We start from the raw sequence: 17356 nt of genomic DNA on the forward strand, positions 1-17356 counted from the left end.
ACGAAACCCGCTAGTTTACGAGCGATCGATGACTTTCGGCTATGATTTCCCGGCAGCGGCAAGACGCCGGTAGTGTTGGCCGATAGGCGGTGGCGTGACGGAGGTTGTGCGGCGTCACGCGCTTCGTTTGCAGCGACGGCATGCGTTGTCGCCGACTGTCGCTCCTCCTCTTGTCTGGAACGGCGACCACAGGGCCAGACGGCGTGCGCGATGATCTCGGCTGAAAAGCGATCGCGGCAGTAAAGAGGATCAGGATCTGTCAAATTCCGGCATCGCGCGTCAAATTTCAAATTCCGCTAACTTCACGATGCGTCTACATCATCTTTCGAGTGGCGCCTCAGTTTCTCCGCAACGGCTTTCAGGCCCAACGGCTCACTCCACATCAATGGAGCGGAAATTTCTTCGACGAAAGTCTGCAAAAAGCCCAGAAACTTCCGCTAACCACTGCCGTAAACGCTATACGTATCGCGGAAACCTCTTGGAATCCGGGGCATTCGCCCAGCTTTGTAGCGTCTGGCCACCGTCGATAAGCCAATCCACACCGGTCACATGGCGGGCGTCGTCGGAGGCGAGGAAGGCGACGGCGGCAGCGACGTCCTCCGGCTGGCCGATGCGGCGCAGCGGAATGCGGTCAGCAAAGCGCTGAATTCCAGCTTCGTAGGCAACATCATCATCTGCCGGTACACCGAGCCGCGTCTCGATAACGCCGGGGCAGATTGCGTTTACGCGAATGCCGTAAGGGGCGGCGTCGAGCGCGGCGATGCGGGTGATGCCGACCACGCCGTGCTTGCTTGCTGCGTAGCCGACGCCGCCCGAGAGTGTATCCCAACCGGCCATGGACGAACCCATATTAACGACCGCTCCTTGGATTTTCCTCTCGATCATCACAATGAGTGTCGCACGCAGGACGTAGAATATGCCGTGCAGGTTGATGTCGATGGTCTTCTTCCAGTCATCGAGCGTCAGGCTGTGCACGGGCGTCACCGTGCCAGGAATCCCGGCATTGTTGAACAGCACGTCAATGCCGCCGAAATGCATATCGACCTCCCTGACCATGACCTCCACAGCGGCTGGATCGGCCACGTCGACGCCGAAGGCCGCTGCCTTGTCGCCAAGCTCGGCGGCTAAAGCTTTGGCCCTGTCGAGGTCCAGATCGGCGATTGCGACATTCGCGCCCTCGGAGAGAAAGCGGCGCACGGCCGCAGAGCCAATCGCGCCGGCGGCGCCGGTGACCAAGACCGTCTTTTCGTCAAACCGCATTTCATCCTCCGTCAGGCTCTTGGATAATCGCGCCAGGAATAGCGTGGCGTAAATCCGAGCGCATCATACGCTGCCGATGTATCGATCAATGCCGTATTGCCAGCGAGCTGCTTTCTCATCTCGGCTTGCGGATACGCCGCAGCTGCGAGTTCGGCGCTCGGCTGGTCGCCATAGCTGTCGGCGGCGCTCAACAGGAGACGCAGGTGTCCGATGATCGGCCGCTGGACTGCCGCAACGAAGGCGTCCGCGGCATCGCGGGCATCCAGATAAGCCCAAAGGTCTCGGGCTGCATCCGGCTGTGTCCGGCGTAGGCCGACATCGTGGAAAAATGTCGCCGGCGTCTGAATCCAGGGCATGCGTAAGCTCACGGCGGAATGCAACCCGCGTCGAACGGCGGCCTCGACCATCTCTTCCCCGAGCCATTTGGTCGTAGCATAGACGTCTTGCGTGCCGATTGGATGGGCTTCGTCAACGGGAAGGTAGGGCGGAGCGACCGGCTGTTCGAAAAAGGGGTAGCCGAGCACGCTGAAAGAGGAGGCATAGACAAAGCGTTCAATGCGGTGGAGGCGGGTGGCTTCGAGCGCGGCGTAGGTCGCGGACATATTGATGTGAAAGACGTCCGACGCGGCACGGCCCGTCGGCCGCGGGATCGCAGCGCAGTGAACAACGGTGTCCATGCCGGCGCATAGTTCGGCGAGAATGTCGAGCCGGCCGGCATCGCCGGTGACATGGCTCCAGCCAGACCCCTGGGCTGGTGCGGCCAGATCTAGCCCAGTGACCTCATAGTGCGCGGCAACCAGTGCGGCGCAGACATGGCTTCCGAGAAGACCGCTCGATCCGGTTACCAGAACGCGGCTCATGGTCAGCTCCCTACCGTTTTGGGCGGTAGCGCCTTGATGATGCGCTCGGCGAGTTCCAGATCCTCCAATCCGCCACCAAGCGGCGTGATCGGCTCGGCACCCTCTTTGATGCAGGCAATGAAATGCTGCCATTGTCGGCGGAATGCAGTTTCGGGAACGGCGGGGAGGATACGTTCGCTCGGCATCGGCCCGAACGCTTCCTTGATGCGCACGATCGCGGCGGCATTGCGGACGTAGGGGTTTTGAAAATCGATACGCATCTCGCTGTCTTCGCCGTGAACGGTCATCCACTCATCCCACCATTCATATTGCGCACCGAACGCAATCTCCAGCAATGCGGGGACGCGGTCGGCAAAGCCGAGGACCGCTATGATATGTGTCGGGCCGGCCGCCTGGGCATAGTCGACCCGTTCAGGTACGCCGAAGGCGCCCCGCAGCACGGCAAGGTCATGGCTCCCGAGCATCAGCAGCGTCATGTAGAGATCGTGGTATCCGGCGTGGTCCGGACCAAGGCTGGCGGCTACGCATGCGGCGACTTCCGCCTGGGTGGCGTCGATCAATCTGCGGTCGACATCTTGACCGCGAACCTGGGTATATAGCTGCTGATACCGGTCGAATCGCCCTGCGAAATCATGCACCTGGATCATCTTCGGCCGGCCGATGCGTTCGAGCTGCTGGAGGCCGAGCCGATAGCCGGGATCATAGAGCTTCATGTAGCCGATCAGCGCAATCAGGCCGCTCTCCTTTGCCGCTTCGACGAGCGGACGGGCTACCCCTGCGGTGAAGGCAAGCGGCTTTTCGACGATGAAGTGCTTCCTGGCGGCGATCGCCGCTTCGACGACAGGCGCGTGGTCGAAGGTGCAAATGATGACTGCATGGACCGCGGGATCGGCAAGAAGGGCATGATAGTCGTCATAGAGTGCGTCGACACCGTATTGAGCACCAAGGTTTTTCAGCACTGTTCTTGAGAGGTCGCACAGGGCGGCGACCTTCAGTTCGGGCAGTTCATGAATGATCGGCAGATGCATGAGCTGCGCGATCTCGCCGCAGCCGATGACGCCAATGCCGATCTGGGTTGTCTCTGTCATGATGGCTCCCTGTCTTGTCCCGATCAGGTTTTGACCGCACCAGCCGTCAAACCGGCGATGAATTGCTTCTGCATGGCGATGAACACCACGATGACTGGCAGCGTCGTCAATGTCAGCGCTGCGAAATACAGGTTCCACATCGAACCATATTGCTGGAAGAAGGCGACGAGCCCGAGCGGAATCGTTTGCACGGAGGGGTCTCGCAGCAGCAGGAAGGCGAGGAAAAAGTCATTCCATACTTCGATAAAACCGAAGATGGTCACCAGCGCAATTCCGGGCCGTACCAATGGAAGCATGACCTTTGTCAGAATCTGCAGGCGATTTGCACCGTCGATACGCGCAGCGTCCTCCAGTTCCATCGGCAAGGTCAAGAAGAACGAGCGGAGAATGAAGATCGAAAGCGGCAAGTTCGATGCGGCATGTATGATTGCGACGCCGATACGGCTGTTGACGAGGCCGAGATCCCGCGCGGTCATGAACAAGGGGATCGCCATCACCTGCGGCGGCACGAGCATCGCGGCGACGATGAAGGCCATCAAAGCGTTGCGGCCGCGGAACCTTAGCCTGGAAATGGCGTAGGCCGCAGGCGTTGCGACGAGGAGGATCAGAGCAAGTGCGAGCGAGGTCACCATGACGCTGTTGAAGATCCGCGAGCCCATGCCGGCTATGCGCCATGCTTCCGCATAGTTCGAAAACTGCAGGGAAATCGGCAGGCCCCATACGTTGGAGATAACCTCCTCCTTGGTCTTCAATGAACCGGACAATACCCAGAGAAGGGGATAGAGCGTCTCGAAGAGCACGATGGCGAGCGCCGAATACACGAAGACGATTTCCTTCGGCGATCGGCCATTGGTCGCATCGCGCCATGGCAGGCGTTTTGTCGAGAATGTGAGAGGGCGGGTCGTCAATTCGAGCGAAGACGTTGCAGGCACAATCAAAACTCCACTTTCGAACGCCGCATGACGGCCAGGAGCGCGATGCAGGAAAGGGCTACGATGATGAAGAGAGCGTAACCCATCGCCGATGCATAACCCATGTTTCCGTCCTGAAAGGCGGTCTTGACCATCAACGTCATCACCACTTCCGTGGCGTGATTGGGTCCGCCTTGGGTAAGGACCTGAACAATATCGAAATTCCTCACGAACGCGCCTGACAGTCCGAGAATGACGTTGATCAGCACGACCGGGATCATCAGCGGCAGTGTGATGTGCCGGAAGCGTTTGAATGCATTTGCGCCATCCACACGCGCTGCCTCGTAAAGCTCCTGCGGAATGGTCTGCAGTCCCGCGAGGTAGATGACCGCGTGAAAGCCCAGCCACTTCCAGATATCGACTGCAATCACCGAATAGAGCGCGATATGGGCATCGCCGAGCCATGACATTTTCAGTGCGGAAAGTCCGACGAGATCGAGCGCCGCGTTCAGCAGCCCGAACACGGGGTTGTAGATCCATGACCAAAGCAAGCCAGTCGCGGCAAACGAGAGCGTCACCGGAATGAAGACTGCGGCCCGGATCGGTCCGCGCAGGAAGATCGCCCGATCCAGCAGAATGGCGAGGCCCATTCCAAGTGCGTTCTTGAAGACCAGAATGAGTACGACGAAAATCAGGTTGTTTTCCAGAGCGCCGCCGAAAATCCTGTCGTTGAAGAGGTGCACGTAATTGGCGACCCCGACGAAGCGGGGCGCGGAAAAGCCATCCCAGCGCGTGAGACTGATATAGAGCCCTCGGAAGAAAGGCCACAGGAAGAATAGAGAGAGCATGACGGCCGCAGGCGCAAGCATAAGTGCGGCGGCGATGCTATCGCTGTCGAACCTCATGGGTCGCCTTGCGGCCTCGGCCATACCTTGCTCCTTCACCTGACGTTTGGATTGAGCATCAGACCGAGCGTCCCGGTAAGATAGGCGATGCTTTCCCGCGCGCTTTGCTCCGCGGTCTTCTGGGAAGCGTCCAGCTCGACGATGGCAAGGCCATCATATTCGGCATCAAGCAGCACATCGATGAGGCTTGGCATATCGACCGCGCCTGCCCCAAGCTCGCAGAAGGCGGCATAGCGCGCCCAGCCGACGAGACTGTCATCGACCCGGGTGTCTTTGAGATGCATGTAGCGCACCGCCGAGATATAGGTCTTCAGCGCATCGACCGGATCAGAATGTGTCTGGGCCAGATGGGCGGGGTCGATGCAGAGGCCGGCATGGCAGGTATCGAGTTCGTCCATCATCCTGTCAAGCTGCTCGCGGCGCTCGATGAAGGTATCGAGATGCGGATGATAGACGGTTGTTACGCCGAGATCGGCAGTGCGGCGGCCTATATCCTCAAGCGAGCGGCAGAAGGCCTTATACTCCTCGGGAGTATGGGTGCATCCGGAGGCAACCGATGGACCGCCGCCGAGGACGAGAACCGGCGAGCCGAAGCCCTTGAGAAGGCGCGCGAGCGAAATCAGGCAACCGCGCTCATATTCCCAAAGGACCGGATTTATGAAGGTCGCGTTCACATAGAGTGAGGAGAGACGGATGTTTAGGTCGCTCTGGGCTTCTGATAGCAGTGCATAGCGTCGCAGGAGATCGGTATCCGTCATAACGCCGGGCGGTGCGAGATCTCCGAGCTGCATGTATTTGCGGGCGAACTGGTCGGACAGGCTGGTGAAGGCGAGAATTTCGAACCAGCCGAAACCTTCTCCGGCGAGGAATTCCAATGCCGGGCGAAGCGGCTGGCTCGTCAGGTCCCAGCTGTTGAGATGATAGCCGATTGAAAAACGCTGTCTGGCGGAACGTGACATGGCATGGCCTTCATTGCAGATAGGACGGATGCCGGCGGCGAATACGGAAAGACTCATCGCCGCCGGGCGTAATCAGATCCGGGCGAGTTTGCCTGGTCAATCCTTTGGCGGCCAGTTTCCCTCGTCGACAAGCGCCTTATAGGCCGCTTCGACGCCCTGCGCGGCCTGCTCGGGCGTGCTTGACCCGCCGACCACGCCGGCGATGCCTGACGCGACCGCGCTCGTCACCTCGCTTGGCCAGATCCAGTCAAGGAACTTGATCGTGTTCGGAAATGCCGTGGCGCGCAAATCCTTGGCATAGGCCTCATCGATACCGTCGACACCCTTGATCGAGGTTGCGATCGGCTGCTCCGGCTCCAGATAGGTTTTGGCAATTTCCGGCTTGGTCAGATAGGAGATGAAATCGAGAGCGGGTTTGACCTTGTCGTCCGGAATGCCGGCAGCCAGACACATGCCGTTATCCGCGCCGCCGCCATGCCTCGGTTGGCCGGCCGTACCCGGCATCTTCGGAAACGGAAACACGCCCCAGGTAAAATTCTTCACGCTCTCTTTGAGCGAGGGAACCTCCCAGGTGCCGCCGTAATACATGGCGCTCTTGCCGGCGGCAAAAGCCGCGCGCATGCCATCCATGTCGACGGAGAGCGAATCCTTGGACAGGATTCCGTCGTCAACCCATTGCTTGATCAGCGCGAAGGCTTCGACCGCAGCCTTGTCGTCGAAAGGCTCCTTGCCGTCAAGTTGCTTCTGGGTCAGCCCGACGGCATCGCCGCTCGATTGCGACAGGGTTTCGAAATACCACATCGGCCACATGACGGCGTTGGCGCCCTGATGCAGCAGCGGAATGACTCCGGCCTGCTTGAATTTTGGAACCGACGCCTTCAGGTCGGCATAGGTGGGCGGTACGGGAATGCCAAGTTTCTTGAAGAGATCGACATTGTAGAAGATCGTCGAGGTGGAGAGCGAGGTGATCGGCGCACCATAGATCTTGCCGTTGACGGTATAGGCGCCCATGCTCGCCGGATCGACATTCGCGGCGAAGGTCTTCACCTCATCGTCGCTCATTGCCCGCAGCAGCCCGCGACGCACATAGGCGCCATTCGTCCAGAAAGCCGAGCACGCGATGATATCCATTTCCTGGCCGGAGAGTTTGGCCGTCATCAAGCGTTGTAACGAGCCGGATTGCGGCCCCTGGGCATCCCAATCGATTGCAGAGACCTCGGGATGCGTCTTGAGGAAGCCTGAAACGATCTCCTCGCGGATCCTGTTTTGAACATCGGGCTGCTCGCGCGGCGCCAGGACGTCGAGCGAAGACCCTCCGAAGACCTTCAATGTTACGCCGTCGGCCACAGCCGAGGTTGGAGAGATTGCGGACAGGCCGACCATGATTGCCACAAGCCGGATGAATGAAGAGCGGCCATGGCCAGAGCCGATAGGCAGAACGGTGGGCATACGGAATTTCGCAGGTGAGGAACCAAGCATGACGAACCCCTCTTATGCTTGCGATCGACCTTTCATGTCGACGACCATATCGTTGATGGTCATATGAGTAAGGATCAGCTTTGATTTATTGTCAAGCGGCATCTCCTTGCGATGTGCCGGCAAAATTTAGCATAATATCCCAATATTTTGTTTCGCTTGCGCCGAGTGCAGAAAGTTCTTGACTTTGAACGATCGTCGCGGCTTGTTTGATATCAAATGAATTTTTGCTTGTCAGACAACTCGCCCGGAAGTGAACCGCAATGTCCCTCGATGTGTTTTCGTCCCATCTGAACGAGCAGCGGGTGCAACTTGACCGAGGCCGCGCGGCCGTTGTCGTGGTGGATATGATCAACGAATTCTGCAAGCCCGGCGGCAAGATGGTGCTGCCCGGTTATGAAGCGCTCGTCGATCCGCAACTCGGCATCATCGGGGCCGCCCGCACCGTCGGCGTGCCGGTCATCTGGGTTCATGACGCCCATCGTCCCGGCATGCGCCAGGAGCGCGAATGGGCCAAGCGTACTCCTCATGGCCTTGAGAACAGCTGGGCGACTGAGATCATCGAAGACCTGGATGCCAGATCCGACGAAATTCATGTGATCAAGCGCCGCTATTCGGCATTTTTCCAGACGGATCTCGATTTGACGCTGAAGGATATGCAAGTCGATCAGCTGATTATCTTCGGTGTCGTTACGAACATCTGTGTGCGCTCCACTGTTCATGACGCTTTCTTCAATGGTTACGAGGTCGTCGTGCCGGCCGATGCCTGCGCCGCAACCGGTCCGCGGGAGCAGGCAAGCTCCCTCTATGACATTGCCACGCATTTCGGCGTCGTTTCCAACGCCGATACCGTGGTTGCAGCTCTAACTCGGGGTGCTACCATTACCAACTTGATTGCAGCTTGAACGAACGGGACCATAATTGAGCAGCCTCAAAGCGAATAGAAATCCAGCCGCATCCGACCATCCGCCGGAACCGCCGACGCTTGGCCGAGAGGAGATCCAGGCTTATATCGCTCGCACCGGCCATGCGCTCGAGCATCATCCTGCCCATCTGTTGCGACGGGCCCACCAACGTGCCACCGCCTGCTTTCAGGAAGTAATGCCGGGTGACGATCTGACGCCAACCCAGCATGCGGCTCTCGCAAGCCTGCTCCGCTACGGTGAATTGTCCCAGAACCTGCTTGGCCGTATCACGCAGATGGATCCTTCGACGATCAGTCTTGTGGTGAAGGCACTTCTCAAGCGCGGATTGATTGTCCGCAAGCGCTCGGAAACGGATCAGCGCATGACCATGATCACGCTGACCAATCGAGGTGTGAATTACACTTTGCCGCTGCTCGATCTCTCCATGGAGGCGGCGCGGCGTCTGCTCTCGCCGCTTAGTCCCAGCGAACAGGCAACGCTTCTCGATCTCCTGAATCGCATCGGCCAGGAGAACGTGGAATAGCCCTGACCGATCTGGCTGCTTGCGCGGTAGGGTTAGGTTCGGATTGTCACAACGATAAATGACCGTCAAGGACAAGATCATGCCTCAATCCTCCAACGCGGCGGCATCCGCCGACCGTCTGCTGATCCGCAATCTCGGGCGTGTCCTGAGCGGTGACATAAGATCGCCTCTCGCAGATGCCGATGCCATTCTGATCGAGAGTGGAAAGATCGCGGCCGTCGGCCGCGGTGCCGATTTAGAGGCGAGCGGGATCAGGGTTATCGATGCGCGCGGGTCGTCGGTCATGCCCGGCATGATCGACAACCATGCCCATCCCGCCATGGGCGATTGGACTCCGCGGCAGAACCAGCTAGGCTGGATCGAATCAACGCTGCATGGCGGCGTGACGACGCTGATATCGGCGGGCGAGGTGCATCTGCCTGGTCGTCCAACCGATGTTGTCGGCGTCAAGGCGCTCGCAATCACCGCCCAGCGCGTCTATTCCAATTTCTCGCCGTCTGGCATGAAGGTTTTGGCTGGTGCGCTGATCCTCGAACCGGGCCTCGATGAGGGGGATTTCGCGGAACTCGCCGCCGCCGGTGTAAAGCTCGTCGGTGAATTCGGGCTCGGTGCGATCAAGGACGGGCCGACCGGCAGGCGCATGATGGACTGGGCGCGCAAATACGGCATGACGTCCATGACTCATACCGGGGGTCATTCGATTCCTGGCTCATCGCGTATCGGCAGCGAGACCGTGCTCGAAGTCGACGCGGATGTTGCCGCGCATCTGAATGGTGGCCCCACCTCGCTGCCGGAGGACGAACTTCGCCTGATCTGCGAACGTTCCAAACGTGGGTTGGAGATCGTCCACAACGGCAATATGCGTGCCGCGCTCTTCGTGCTCGACGTCGTGCGCGATCTCGGCGTGCTCGATCGTCTGGTTCTCGGCACCGATGGGCCGGCAGGATCGGGCGTGCAACCGCTCGGCATGTTGCGCATGGTAACGATGCTCGCATCCCTGGGCGGTGTGGAGCCGGAAGTCGCGGTATGTTTTGCGACCGGGAACGTTGCCAACTTGCGTGGCCTGGATGATCGCGGGATCATCGCGCCGGGCCGTGCAGCGGATCTTGTCTTGTTCGATCAGGCGATGGGCGGTGCCGGGCAGGGGGTTCTCGATAGCATGACGCTCGGCAATATGCCCGGCATCGGCATGATCCTCATCGATGGTGTAGTCCGTGTTGGCCGGAGCCGCAACACGCCGCCCGCCATCCTGGTTCCCGAAATGCAGGCCATGTAAGCAATCTTCGGCTATCCGAAAATGAAACGCCGCCTGGAAAGCGGGGTTTCATTTTCGTGTCTGTGCTGGGCTTTCTGCCGCCGCTCCTTCAGGTCAAGCCGTCCTTGCCGGTGATCTCGTCCTTCGTCAGGCCGCCGACACGGGGATGGGGCCGTCCGGAATCGGTCACGGCGATCGCGACTGCAATCTCGTTTGCGCGAGGCCCATCCGGCACGCGCACCTCCATGCCGTCGAAGTGACTGCGCACGCGCGCCGCATCCTTATGCCCGAGAGGGATATCGAACGCGGCGCCAATGCCTCCGCGTTTTTTGGAGGAGGGAATGAGTGCTGCGCCGCCACCCAGTACCTTCCGAAAAGGGGCTCCAAGCTCAGGATGCAGGAGAGCCGCGGCATGTTCCAGCTCGCCGTCCTCTCCAACCAAGGCAGCCTTGCCGAAACTCTCGACCTTGCTACCTTCGACGCCGAGCGCTCGCACGGCGCGTTCGGGAAGGATATGGCCCAGTTCGCGGCCTGCGGCGATCAGCGGCGAGAGATCCTCGGCGTAATCTCCGGCCAACGGATTGTTGATGACGGCGATGGCCGCCGCGCGGCGGGTGGGCGTCGCAAGTGGTTTGCCGCCCTCGATGAAGGTTTCCTCCATCACCGTGAGGATGCGCCGAATGCCGAGCGTGTTCACCTCGTTCATCGCAGGCCATCCTCCCCCTTGATTTCGGTTGCCTTCAGCCCTCCGACGCGGGCGTGAATGCGTGAACCGGTGGTCATGGCGAGCACCACGGCCATTTCGTTGGCTCTCGGCGCATCGTTGATTCCCACTTCGATCGCATCGAAATGGCTGCGCACGTAGGAGGCGTTGATATGGGTGATCGGTATGTCGAGATGCGTGCCCGGACCCCCGACCTTCTTGGTGGAGGGGACTATGGCTTTGGCATCGCCAAGCAACTCGCGCATCGCATAGCCGCCTGGATTGTGCCACAGTGCGGCGTGTTCGAGCTCGCCGCCTGCGCCGACTATGGCGCCCTTTCCGTACCCTTCCACGACAGCCGGATCGCCGCCAAGCGCGTCAATGAGTCGTTTCGCCATTTCAAGTCCGAGCGGTCTCAGTGCCTCCATGTAGGAAGCAATTTCCTCGACATATCTGCCGGCGAACGGATTTTCGATCACCGCCACAACGGCCGCGCGCCTCAAAGGTACAGCCGGTGGTGGGCCGCCTTCATGGAAAATCTCATCCACGGAAACGACGATTTTGCGTAGCTTCACGTCCGTCACGAGTACCTCCAATATTCGTTAGAGCAGCAACAATTCGTTCGTATGTGGAATTTGTCAAGCAGGATGCCCAAGCAAATGCCGAAATATGGTAGCTAGCGTAGAAATGAAGTAATCTGTGAATAATCTTCGAATTTCGATGCTGTTGTCGTCGCAAATGCTCATTGACAATCCAGAAAATCGTGAGCAGTATTCATTTGACCATCAATAAATTCGGCAATCAAGATCGAACTTGATGGCATTGCCTTGAAGGCTACCAGAGGGATTCAACGCCATGAAAAGTTTCGTTCGCCTTTTGGCGGCCGGCTCCATGCTTGCCGCATCCTCGATTTCATCGTTCGCCGCTGAAAAAGTGCATGTCGCTGCCATTTCCGGCTATTTCGCACAGGGCTTCGGTATCTCCATCGTCAACGGTCTGAATAATGCCAAGCGGGACTTCGGCATCGATCTCAAACTCGTCGATACCGGCAATCGCTCGCTGGATTACGAAGAGCAGTTCGCCAACCTCGCCAAGAGCGGCCAGTACGATCTGATCTTTGTGATGGGCTGGGAGCTGGTTGATGCCCTTCAGAAAGTGTCGGCCCAGTATCCCAACCAGCGCTTCGTCTTTATCGATGGCGTTCTGGATTCCAAGAACATAATCTATGCGAACTTTGCCGAGGAGCAGGGCTCATTCGTCATAGGCGCTCTTGCAGGCATGGTGGAGGATATGGGGACGTCCTTCGACAAGATCGGGGATGGCAAGGCGATCGGTTTCGTCGGCGGACGTGACATTCCGGTCATCCGCAACTTTTTGGGCGGTTATGAGCAAGGCGCAAAATATGCCGCGCCCGATATTAAGGTTAGTCCCGTCTTTGCCGGAACCTTCGACGATCCGGCCAAGGGCTCGGAACTTGCCATGACCCTTTACGGCCAGGGTTCCGATATCGTCTATAATGTCGCCGGACCGACTGGCGAAGGCGTGATGCAGGCTTCCGCCTCCGCCGACAAGTATTCGATCGGCGTCGATATCGACATGTGTGCCTCGGCTCCCGGCAATGTTCTCGCCTCCATGCTCAAACGTGGCGACATTGCCGTCTATTCGCTCATTAAGGACGAGGTTGAAGGCAAAAAGGTGATGCCGGGAACGCGTACCTTCGACCTCGCCTCCGGCGGCGTGGAGGCGAAGATCTGTGACGATATCGCCGCCAAGCTCCCCTCCGAGATCAAGACCAAGCTTGATGCAATCCATAAGGATATCGTCGACGGCAAGATCCAGATTGCCAAGGCGAAGTAACATTGCTGTTGTGCCCCATGAGCTTCGCCATCGAACTGAAGGGTATCACCAAACGCTTCGGCGCCTTCGTCGCCAACAGCAGCATTGACCTTGCCGTAAAGCGCGGGGAGATTCATGCCATCATCGGCGAAAACGGAGCGGGCAAGACGACGCTGATGAACATCCTCTTCGGACTGCTGCAGCCCGACGAGGGAACGATCGCGATCGACGGGCAAACGATGATCGTCGACAGCCCGGCTATTGCGATCGGCGCGGGCCTCGGCATGGTGCATCAGCATTTCAAGCTTGTGCCATCGCTGACCATCGCCGACAATATCTTTCTCGGGATGGAAATCCGAAAGGGCGGCCTGATCGATCGCGCCGCACAATTTGCGGCAACTGCCGAATTGTCGCGAAAGTTTGGCCTGAAGGTCGATCCCAGGGAGCGTGTGGCCGGACTTTCGGTCGGCATCGAACAACGTATCGAAATCCTGAAGGTGCTTGCGCGCGATGCACGCACGATTATTCTCGATGAGCCGACCGCGGTCTTGACGCCGCAGGAAAGCCGCGATCTTTTCGATACGCTGAGAAGCTTTGTCGATAACGGGATGACCGTTATCTTCATCTCGCACCATCTCGAAGAGGTGATGGCGGTATCGGATACGATCACCGTGCTGCGCGACGGTAAAGTCGTCACCACGCAGCCCAAGTCCGCATTATCCAAGCGCGAACTTGTGCGCCTCATGGTCGGGAGGGACATCAGCTTTGATCGGCGGCCCCGCGATGCCAAGGCAGGGGCCGAGGTCCTGTCGGTATCGGATCTCTGGGCTCGCGACGACCGTCGCCTTCCGGCACTGAGATCGGTCAGCTTCAGCGTGCGGGCAGGGGAGATCCTCGGCATTGCAGGGGTCGCCGGAAATGGGCAGGCGGAGCTTGCCGAGGTCCTTTCGGGCCTCCGGCCGGCAAGTCATGGTCAGGCCCTGCTGCACGGCGTCGATATTACCAGCCTGTCGCCCGCCGCGATCCGCGCAAAGGGTCTCGCCCATGTTCCCGGCGACCGCATGACGCGTGGCGTTGACCGAAACGCCTCTCTTTCAGCCAACTTACTGATGGGACGGGAGATGAAGCAACCCTTCTCCCACCGAGGTTGGCTCCGATGGTGGGCGATCGATGAAGAAATGCGTGCGCTCATCAAGCGTTTTGATATTCGCGCGCGCGGACCGAAGGATCCGGCGCGGGCTCTTTCCGGCGGAAATATTCAAAAAGTGGTTCTGGCTCGGGAATTTACTGCCGGTGGCGACATGCTGTTGATCGACCAACCGACGCGCGGCGTCGACATCGGCGCTCAGGAAGCGATTCATGACGAGATTATGCGCCAGCGCAGCGACGGGCGGGCCATCCTCCTGATCTCGACCCAGCTCGACGAGTTGGGTGCGCTTGCCGACAGAATTCTCGTCATGTTCGAAGGCCGGATCATGGGCATCGTGGACGGCGATGCTGCGGATGAAGATGAAATCGGGTTGATGATGGCCGGTGTGGATCCGGCGGATGCGAAGGAGCAGGCATGAGAATTCCCGCTTTTCCCCCAGGCTTCGTGCGCACGGTTGGTGGGCAGTTGCTTGCCTTTGCCATTGCGCTGGGGCTAGGGGCGATCATTATCCTGATGACGAACGAAAGCCCGCTTCGCGTCTTTCTGACCCTCATGCGCGGCGCTTTCGGCGATGAGGAAAAGATCGCAGGCACCCTGCTTCAGACGACGCCGATCCTCATCTGCGGGATTGCGGCCTGCATCGCGCTGCGTGGCGGCATGTTCAACATCGGCATCGAGGGCCAGCTCTTCATGGGCGGCTTTGCTGCCGCCTGGGTGGGGTTTTCCTTCTCGCTGCCGCCGGTCGTTCACATTCTTCTTGCCTTGGGGGTTGCCGTGGCCGCGGGTGCGGCCTGGGTGGCAATTCCAGCCTTCTTTCGCGTTCGCTACGGCACCAACGAGGTCGTCTCCACCATTCTCGCCAACTATATAGCGACGCTGCTGACCTCTTATCTGACCATTTTCGTATTCAAGCGACCGGGAGGATGGTCGGAAACGCCTCCCATACTGCCGAGCGCCTATCTGCCTGAACTCTTTTCCTTCTCGCGCCTCAACATCGGCCTGCTGATCGGTCTCGCGATGGCGGTTGCGACATTCGTCTTCTTTCGCTGGACGGTGACGGGCTACCGCGTGAGCATGGTCGGATCTGCGCCGAAATTTGCGGAGTATGGTGGTGTCAACGTGCGAAAGACCGGCTTCGGCGTACTGCTCGTCTCCGGTGCGGTGGGCGGTCTTGCCGGAGGGGTCGAAACACTGGGCGTCCACCACCGTTTCATGGAAGGCTTCGCGCCGGGTTTCGGTTTCGACGGAGTAATTGCCGCGCTCTTGGCCAACGGTTCGCCAGTTGGAACGATCTTTACCGCGCTGTTCTTCGGGGCTCTTCGTGCGGGATCGCTGCTTCTGGAGGTCGACACCGCAGCTTCGCGCGAAATCATTACCGTCATCCAGGCGCTGATCATCCTGGCGGTTTCGGCCGATCTTCTGATGCGCCGGCGTGGCGATCGTACGGGGGAGCGCAGATGGAAGTTTTAGGCAGCCTGCTCAACATCGCGGTCCTCGTCGCTACGATCCGCACCACTGCGCCGATCCTGCTTGTGGCGCTCGGCGGCTCATTCACCACGAAAGCCGGCATTTTCAACATCGGGTTGGAAGGCCAGATGCTGATCTCAGCCTTTTTTGCCGTCCTTGGCTCGATATGGACCGGATCTTCCCTTGGCGGTATCGCGATAGGGGTCGCAGCCGCGCTTTTCTTCTCCCTGATCTTTGCCGTCCTTGTCATCAGCTTCCGCGCCAATGAGGTCGTGGTCGGCTTGGCGCTGAATATCCTTGCGGGCGGAATGACCATCTCGCTGATGAAGGCGATTTTCGGTACGCGCGGCTCGATCGTCGGCCACGGCATCGTCGGCCTGCCGAAGCTGCAGATACCGGGCCTGCGCGATGCGATCGGTCCTTATGCTCAGATCGTTTCCGGCTACACGCCTCTGGTCTATGTGGCCTTCCTTGCAGTCCCACTACTGATCTTCGTCTATGGTAGCACGCGGCTCGGTCTTTATATCCGCGTCGTCGGCGAAAAGCCCGAGGCGGCGGAAGCGCTTGGCATCTCGATCGCCAGAATCCGCTATGCTGCAGCATTGCTGTGCGGCTTGTTCGCCGGACTTGCCGGTGCACATATGTCACTCGGCTACATCACCATGTTTACGGAAAACATGTCGTCGGGCCGAGGTTTCATGGCCGTCGCCATCCTCATCTTTTCCGCAGGCGATCCCTTGAGGGTGCTGGCCGGTTGCCTGCTTTTCGGTTTTGCCGATGCTCTGTCGCTGAGGCTGCAGGCCTTCGGCTTTCCGTCCTATCTCGTACTTGCTGTTCCTTACACTGTCGCGCTTGCCGCGCTGTTTGCCCTGTCATGGCGGGCGCGGCCCAAACTTCTGCGCGAGACCATAACCAGTTTGGGGCGCTCACTTTCCATCAACAGGACCGGCAATGCGAACATTGACGTCCGGCACGATTTCAAATCTTAGAGGCAAACTTATGCAAAGCATCATTCTCGACGTAGATTCGGCGGGAGACGACATTCTCGCCGTCCTGTTTGCCGCAGCCCATCCCGACATCAAGCTGGAGGCGGTCACGACTTGCGCGGGTGCGGCCGGTTCGATCAGGCAGGTGACCGATGTTGTGCTCAATACATTGTCGCTTGCCAGCCGCGACGATATCCCCGTTCATGCTGGCGCGTGGCGCCCGATCGTCGGCAATTCCAAGGAGGACATGCTGGCGCCCGTGCATTTCGAAAAGCGGCTGACGGCTCGCTTCGGCGACAGACTCAAGAAGTTCAATCCGCCGGCGCCAGCGCCTACGCGGCCAGCAACTGCAGGGCATGCGGTCGACTTCATCATCGAAACAGCAAGATCAAGGCCAGGTGAGATCATCCTCGTCACCACGGGGCCGACGACCAATGCCGCGATGGCCATCCTGCAGGAGCCGGAGTTGCCAAAATTGCTCAAGGGCATGCTTGTGCTTGGCGGCAATTTCATCACGCCCGGCAACATGACGCCGCTCTCCGAATACAATATCTGGGCGGATCCGGAAGCCGCGCGTATCGTGCTGAACGCCGATTGCGAGAAGATTCTGGTGCCGCTGGATGTCTGCGAGGACAATCGTGTCGCTGCCTCCATGCTGACGCGCGACGATATTGCCGACATGCTTGCAGCGAACACGGGCAACCCGGTGGTCGAGATGATCGCCGACGTCTTTCCGATCTACATCGATATCTGGCGAGAGTTCTTCGGCCTTGTCGGCTTTCCAATGGACGACGTCATAACCGTGGCGCTGGCGATCGCGCCCGACCTTGTGCAGACAACTCCGCCGCTTTTTGCCGACGTCGTCATCGAAAAGGGCATCGCACGCGGTCAGACCGTGGCCTATCGCGGGCATCAGATCCTTCCCGGCGGCAACGGCCCGAGGACAACGCGAATTGCCGAAAACCTGGATGGCCGCCGCTTCATGGAGCTCTTCAAGGCGACGATGCTGCGCTATCGCTCGGCTTCCGTCTGATATTTCAGCAAAAGGACA

At 59.3% G+C, this 17356-nt stretch carries 17 protein-coding genes; 8 read left to right on the plus strand and 9 right to left on the minus strand.

The window, feature by feature from the left end; genetic code table 11:
- Positions 1 to 456: 456 nt before the first annotated feature.
- The 7 genes from ACJJVH_RS29355 to ACJJVH_RS29385 all read right to left on the minus strand — a co-directional run bounded on the left by ACJJVH_RS29355 (position 457) and on the right by ACJJVH_RS29385 (position 7432).
- Positions 457 to 1260, minus strand: a complete 804-nt coding sequence (locus ACJJVH_RS29355) for an SDR family NAD(P)-dependent oxidoreductase (protein WP_412066876.1) — start codon at positions 1258 to 1260, stop codon at positions 457 to 459.
- A gap of 11 nt (positions 1261 to 1271) precedes the next feature.
- A complete protein-coding gene (locus tag ACJJVH_RS29360; protein ID WP_412066877.1) occupies positions 1272 to 2120 on the minus strand; it encodes an NAD-dependent epimerase/dehydratase family protein in 849 nt (282 codons plus the stop codon).
- A gap of 2 nt (positions 2121 to 2122) precedes the next feature.
- Positions 2123 to 3208: a Gfo/Idh/MocA family protein gene (locus tag ACJJVH_RS29365; protein ID WP_412066878.1), complete on the minus strand. Its 1086-nt coding sequence runs from the start codon at positions 3206 to 3208 to the stop codon at positions 2123 to 2125.
- A gap of 23 nt (positions 3209 to 3231) precedes the next feature.
- The gene (locus ACJJVH_RS29370) at positions 3232 to 4140 is read right to left on the minus strand and encodes a carbohydrate ABC transporter permease (protein ID WP_412066879.1); all 909 of its coding nucleotides are present in this window, start codon (positions 4138 to 4140) and stop codon (positions 3232 to 3234) included.
- Positions 4141 to 4142: 2 nt separating this feature from the next.
- Positions 4143 to 5024, minus strand: a complete 882-nt coding sequence (locus tag ACJJVH_RS29375; protein WP_412066880.1) for a carbohydrate ABC transporter permease — start codon at positions 5022 to 5024, stop codon at positions 4143 to 4145.
- 35 nt (positions 5025 to 5059) lie between these two features.
- The gene (locus ACJJVH_RS29380; protein ID WP_412066881.1) at positions 5060 to 5983 is read right to left on the minus strand and encodes a sugar phosphate isomerase/epimerase family protein; all 924 of its coding nucleotides are present in this window, start codon (positions 5981 to 5983) and stop codon (positions 5060 to 5062) included.
- Between the two features lie 96 nt (positions 5984 to 6079).
- Entirely contained in the window at positions 6080 to 7432 is a 1353-nt protein-coding gene (locus ACJJVH_RS29385; protein ID WP_412066882.1) for an extracellular solute-binding protein, read from the minus strand.
- A gap of 290 nt (positions 7433 to 7722) precedes the next feature.
- Here ACJJVH_RS29385 and ACJJVH_RS29390 point away from each other — a divergent pair, with 290 nt between their 5' ends.
- The 3 genes from ACJJVH_RS29390 (at position 7723) to ACJJVH_RS29400 (ending at position 10184) form a co-directional block, all read left to right on the plus strand.
- Complete coding sequence (locus ACJJVH_RS29390; RefSeq protein ID WP_113358346.1) at positions 7723 to 8364, plus strand: isochorismatase family cysteine hydrolase; 642 nt, start codon at positions 7723 to 7725, stop codon at positions 8362 to 8364.
- Positions 8365 to 8380: 16 nt separating this feature from the next.
- Complete coding sequence (locus ACJJVH_RS29395) at positions 8381 to 8908, plus strand: MarR family transcriptional regulator (RefSeq protein WP_113358345.1); 528 nt, start codon at positions 8381 to 8383, stop codon at positions 8906 to 8908.
- A gap of 79 nt (positions 8909 to 8987) precedes the next feature.
- Positions 8988 to 10184 (plus strand): amidohydrolase family protein, encoded by a 1197-nt coding sequence (locus ACJJVH_RS29400; protein ID WP_113358444.1) that lies wholly within the window; start codon positions 8988 to 8990, stop codon positions 10182 to 10184.
- An 88-nt stretch (positions 10185 to 10272) separates the two neighbouring features.
- Here the strand turns inward: ACJJVH_RS29400 and ACJJVH_RS29405 are convergent, their stop codons facing one another.
- Positions 10273 to 10869, minus strand: coding sequence for an amino acid synthesis family protein (locus ACJJVH_RS29405; RefSeq protein ID WP_412066883.1), 597 nt, complete (start codon positions 10867 to 10869; stop codon positions 10273 to 10275).
- Positions 10866 to 11450 (minus strand): amino acid synthesis family protein, encoded by a 585-nt coding sequence (locus ACJJVH_RS29410; protein WP_113358443.1) that lies wholly within the window; start codon positions 11448 to 11450, stop codon positions 10866 to 10868. The genes ACJJVH_RS29405 and ACJJVH_RS29410 overlap by 4 nt, the downstream gene beginning before the upstream one ends.
- A gap of 271 nt (positions 11451 to 11721) precedes the next feature.
- Between ACJJVH_RS29410 and ACJJVH_RS29415 the strand changes: the two genes are divergently transcribed.
- From ACJJVH_RS29415 to ACJJVH_RS29435, 5 genes are read left to right on the plus strand one after another with little or no spacing between them, the layout of a single operon-like run.
- On the plus strand, positions 11722 to 12723 hold the full coding sequence (locus ACJJVH_RS29415; protein WP_412066884.1) for a BMP family lipoprotein: 1002 nt from the start codon (positions 11722 to 11724) through the stop codon (positions 12721 to 12723).
- 17 nt (positions 12724 to 12740) lie between these two features.
- Positions 12741 to 14270, plus strand: a complete 1530-nt coding sequence (locus ACJJVH_RS29420) for an ABC transporter ATP-binding protein (protein WP_113423630.1) — start codon at positions 12741 to 12743, stop codon at positions 14268 to 14270.
- Complete coding sequence (locus ACJJVH_RS29425) at positions 14267 to 15322, plus strand: ABC transporter permease (RefSeq protein ID WP_113358341.1); 1056 nt, start codon at positions 14267 to 14269, stop codon at positions 15320 to 15322. The genes ACJJVH_RS29420 and ACJJVH_RS29425 overlap by 4 nt, the downstream gene beginning before the upstream one ends.
- Positions 15310 to 16308, plus strand: a complete 999-nt coding sequence (locus tag ACJJVH_RS29430) for an ABC transporter permease (protein WP_113423631.1) — start codon at positions 15310 to 15312, stop codon at positions 16306 to 16308. Before ACJJVH_RS29425 ends, ACJJVH_RS29430 begins: the two co-directional genes overlap by 13 nt.
- Positions 16309 to 16318: 10 nt before the next feature.
- On the plus strand, positions 16319 to 17338 hold the full coding sequence (locus ACJJVH_RS29435) for a nucleoside hydrolase (protein ID WP_113383437.1): 1020 nt from the start codon (positions 16319 to 16321) through the stop codon (positions 17336 to 17338).
- Positions 17339 to 17356: the final 18 nt, after the last annotated feature.

It is taken from the genome of Rhizobium sp. SYY.PMSO, assembly GCF_046840415.1.
Classification (GTDB): Bacteria; Pseudomonadota; Alphaproteobacteria; order Rhizobiales; family Rhizobiaceae; genus Rhizobium.

Bases quoted from the DNA above. Each gene is read 5' to 3' on its own strand.
- ACJJVH_RS29355 (WP_412066876.1), bottom strand. From the start codon at position 1,260: ATGCGGTTTGACGAAAAGACGGTCTTGGTCACCGGCGCCGCCGGCGCG.
- ACJJVH_RS29420 (WP_113423630.1), top strand. From the start codon at position 12,741: ATGAGCTTCGCCATCGAACTGAAGGGTATCACCAAACGCTTCGGCGCC.
- ACJJVH_RS29365 (WP_412066878.1), bottom strand. From the start codon at position 3,208: ATGACAGAGACAACCCAGATCGGCATTGGCGTCATCGGCTGCGGCGAG.
- ACJJVH_RS29435 (WP_113383437.1), top strand. From the start codon at position 16,319: ATGCAAAGCATCATTCTCGACGTAGATTCGGCGGGAGACGACATTCTC.
- ACJJVH_RS29430 (WP_113423631.1), top strand. From the start codon at position 15,310: ATGGAAGTTTTAGGCAGCCTGCTCAACATCGCGGTCCTCGTCGCTACG.
- ACJJVH_RS29415 (WP_412066884.1), top strand. From the start codon at position 11,722: ATGAAAAGTTTCGTTCGCCTTTTGGCGGCCGGCTCCATGCTTGCCGCA.
- ACJJVH_RS29385 (WP_412066882.1), bottom strand. From the start codon at position 7,432: ATGCCCACCGTTCTGCCTATCGGCTCTGGCCATGGCCGCTCTTCATTC.
- ACJJVH_RS29425 (WP_113358341.1), top strand. From the start codon at position 14,267: ATGAGAATTCCCGCTTTTCCCCCAGGCTTCGTGCGCACGGTTGGTGGG.
- ACJJVH_RS29360 (WP_412066877.1), bottom strand. From the start codon at position 2,120: ATGAGCCGCGTTCTGGTAACCGGATCGAGCGGTCTTCTCGGAAGCCAT.
- ACJJVH_RS29400 (WP_113358444.1), top strand. From the start codon at position 8,988: ATGCCTCAATCCTCCAACGCGGCGGCATCCGCCGACCGTCTGCTGATC.
- ACJJVH_RS29380 (WP_412066881.1), bottom strand. From the start codon at position 5,983: ATGTCACGTTCCGCCAGACAGCGTTTTTCAATCGGCTATCATCTCAAC.
- ACJJVH_RS29390 (WP_113358346.1), top strand. From the start codon at position 7,723: ATGTCCCTCGATGTGTTTTCGTCCCATCTGAACGAGCAGCGGGTGCAA.
- ACJJVH_RS29405 (WP_412066883.1), bottom strand. From the start codon at position 10,869: ATGAACGAGGTGAACACGCTCGGCATTCGGCGCATCCTCACGGTGATG.
- ACJJVH_RS29375 (WP_412066880.1), bottom strand. From the start codon at position 5,024: ATGAGGTTCGACAGCGATAGCATCGCCGCCGCACTTATGCTTGCGCCT.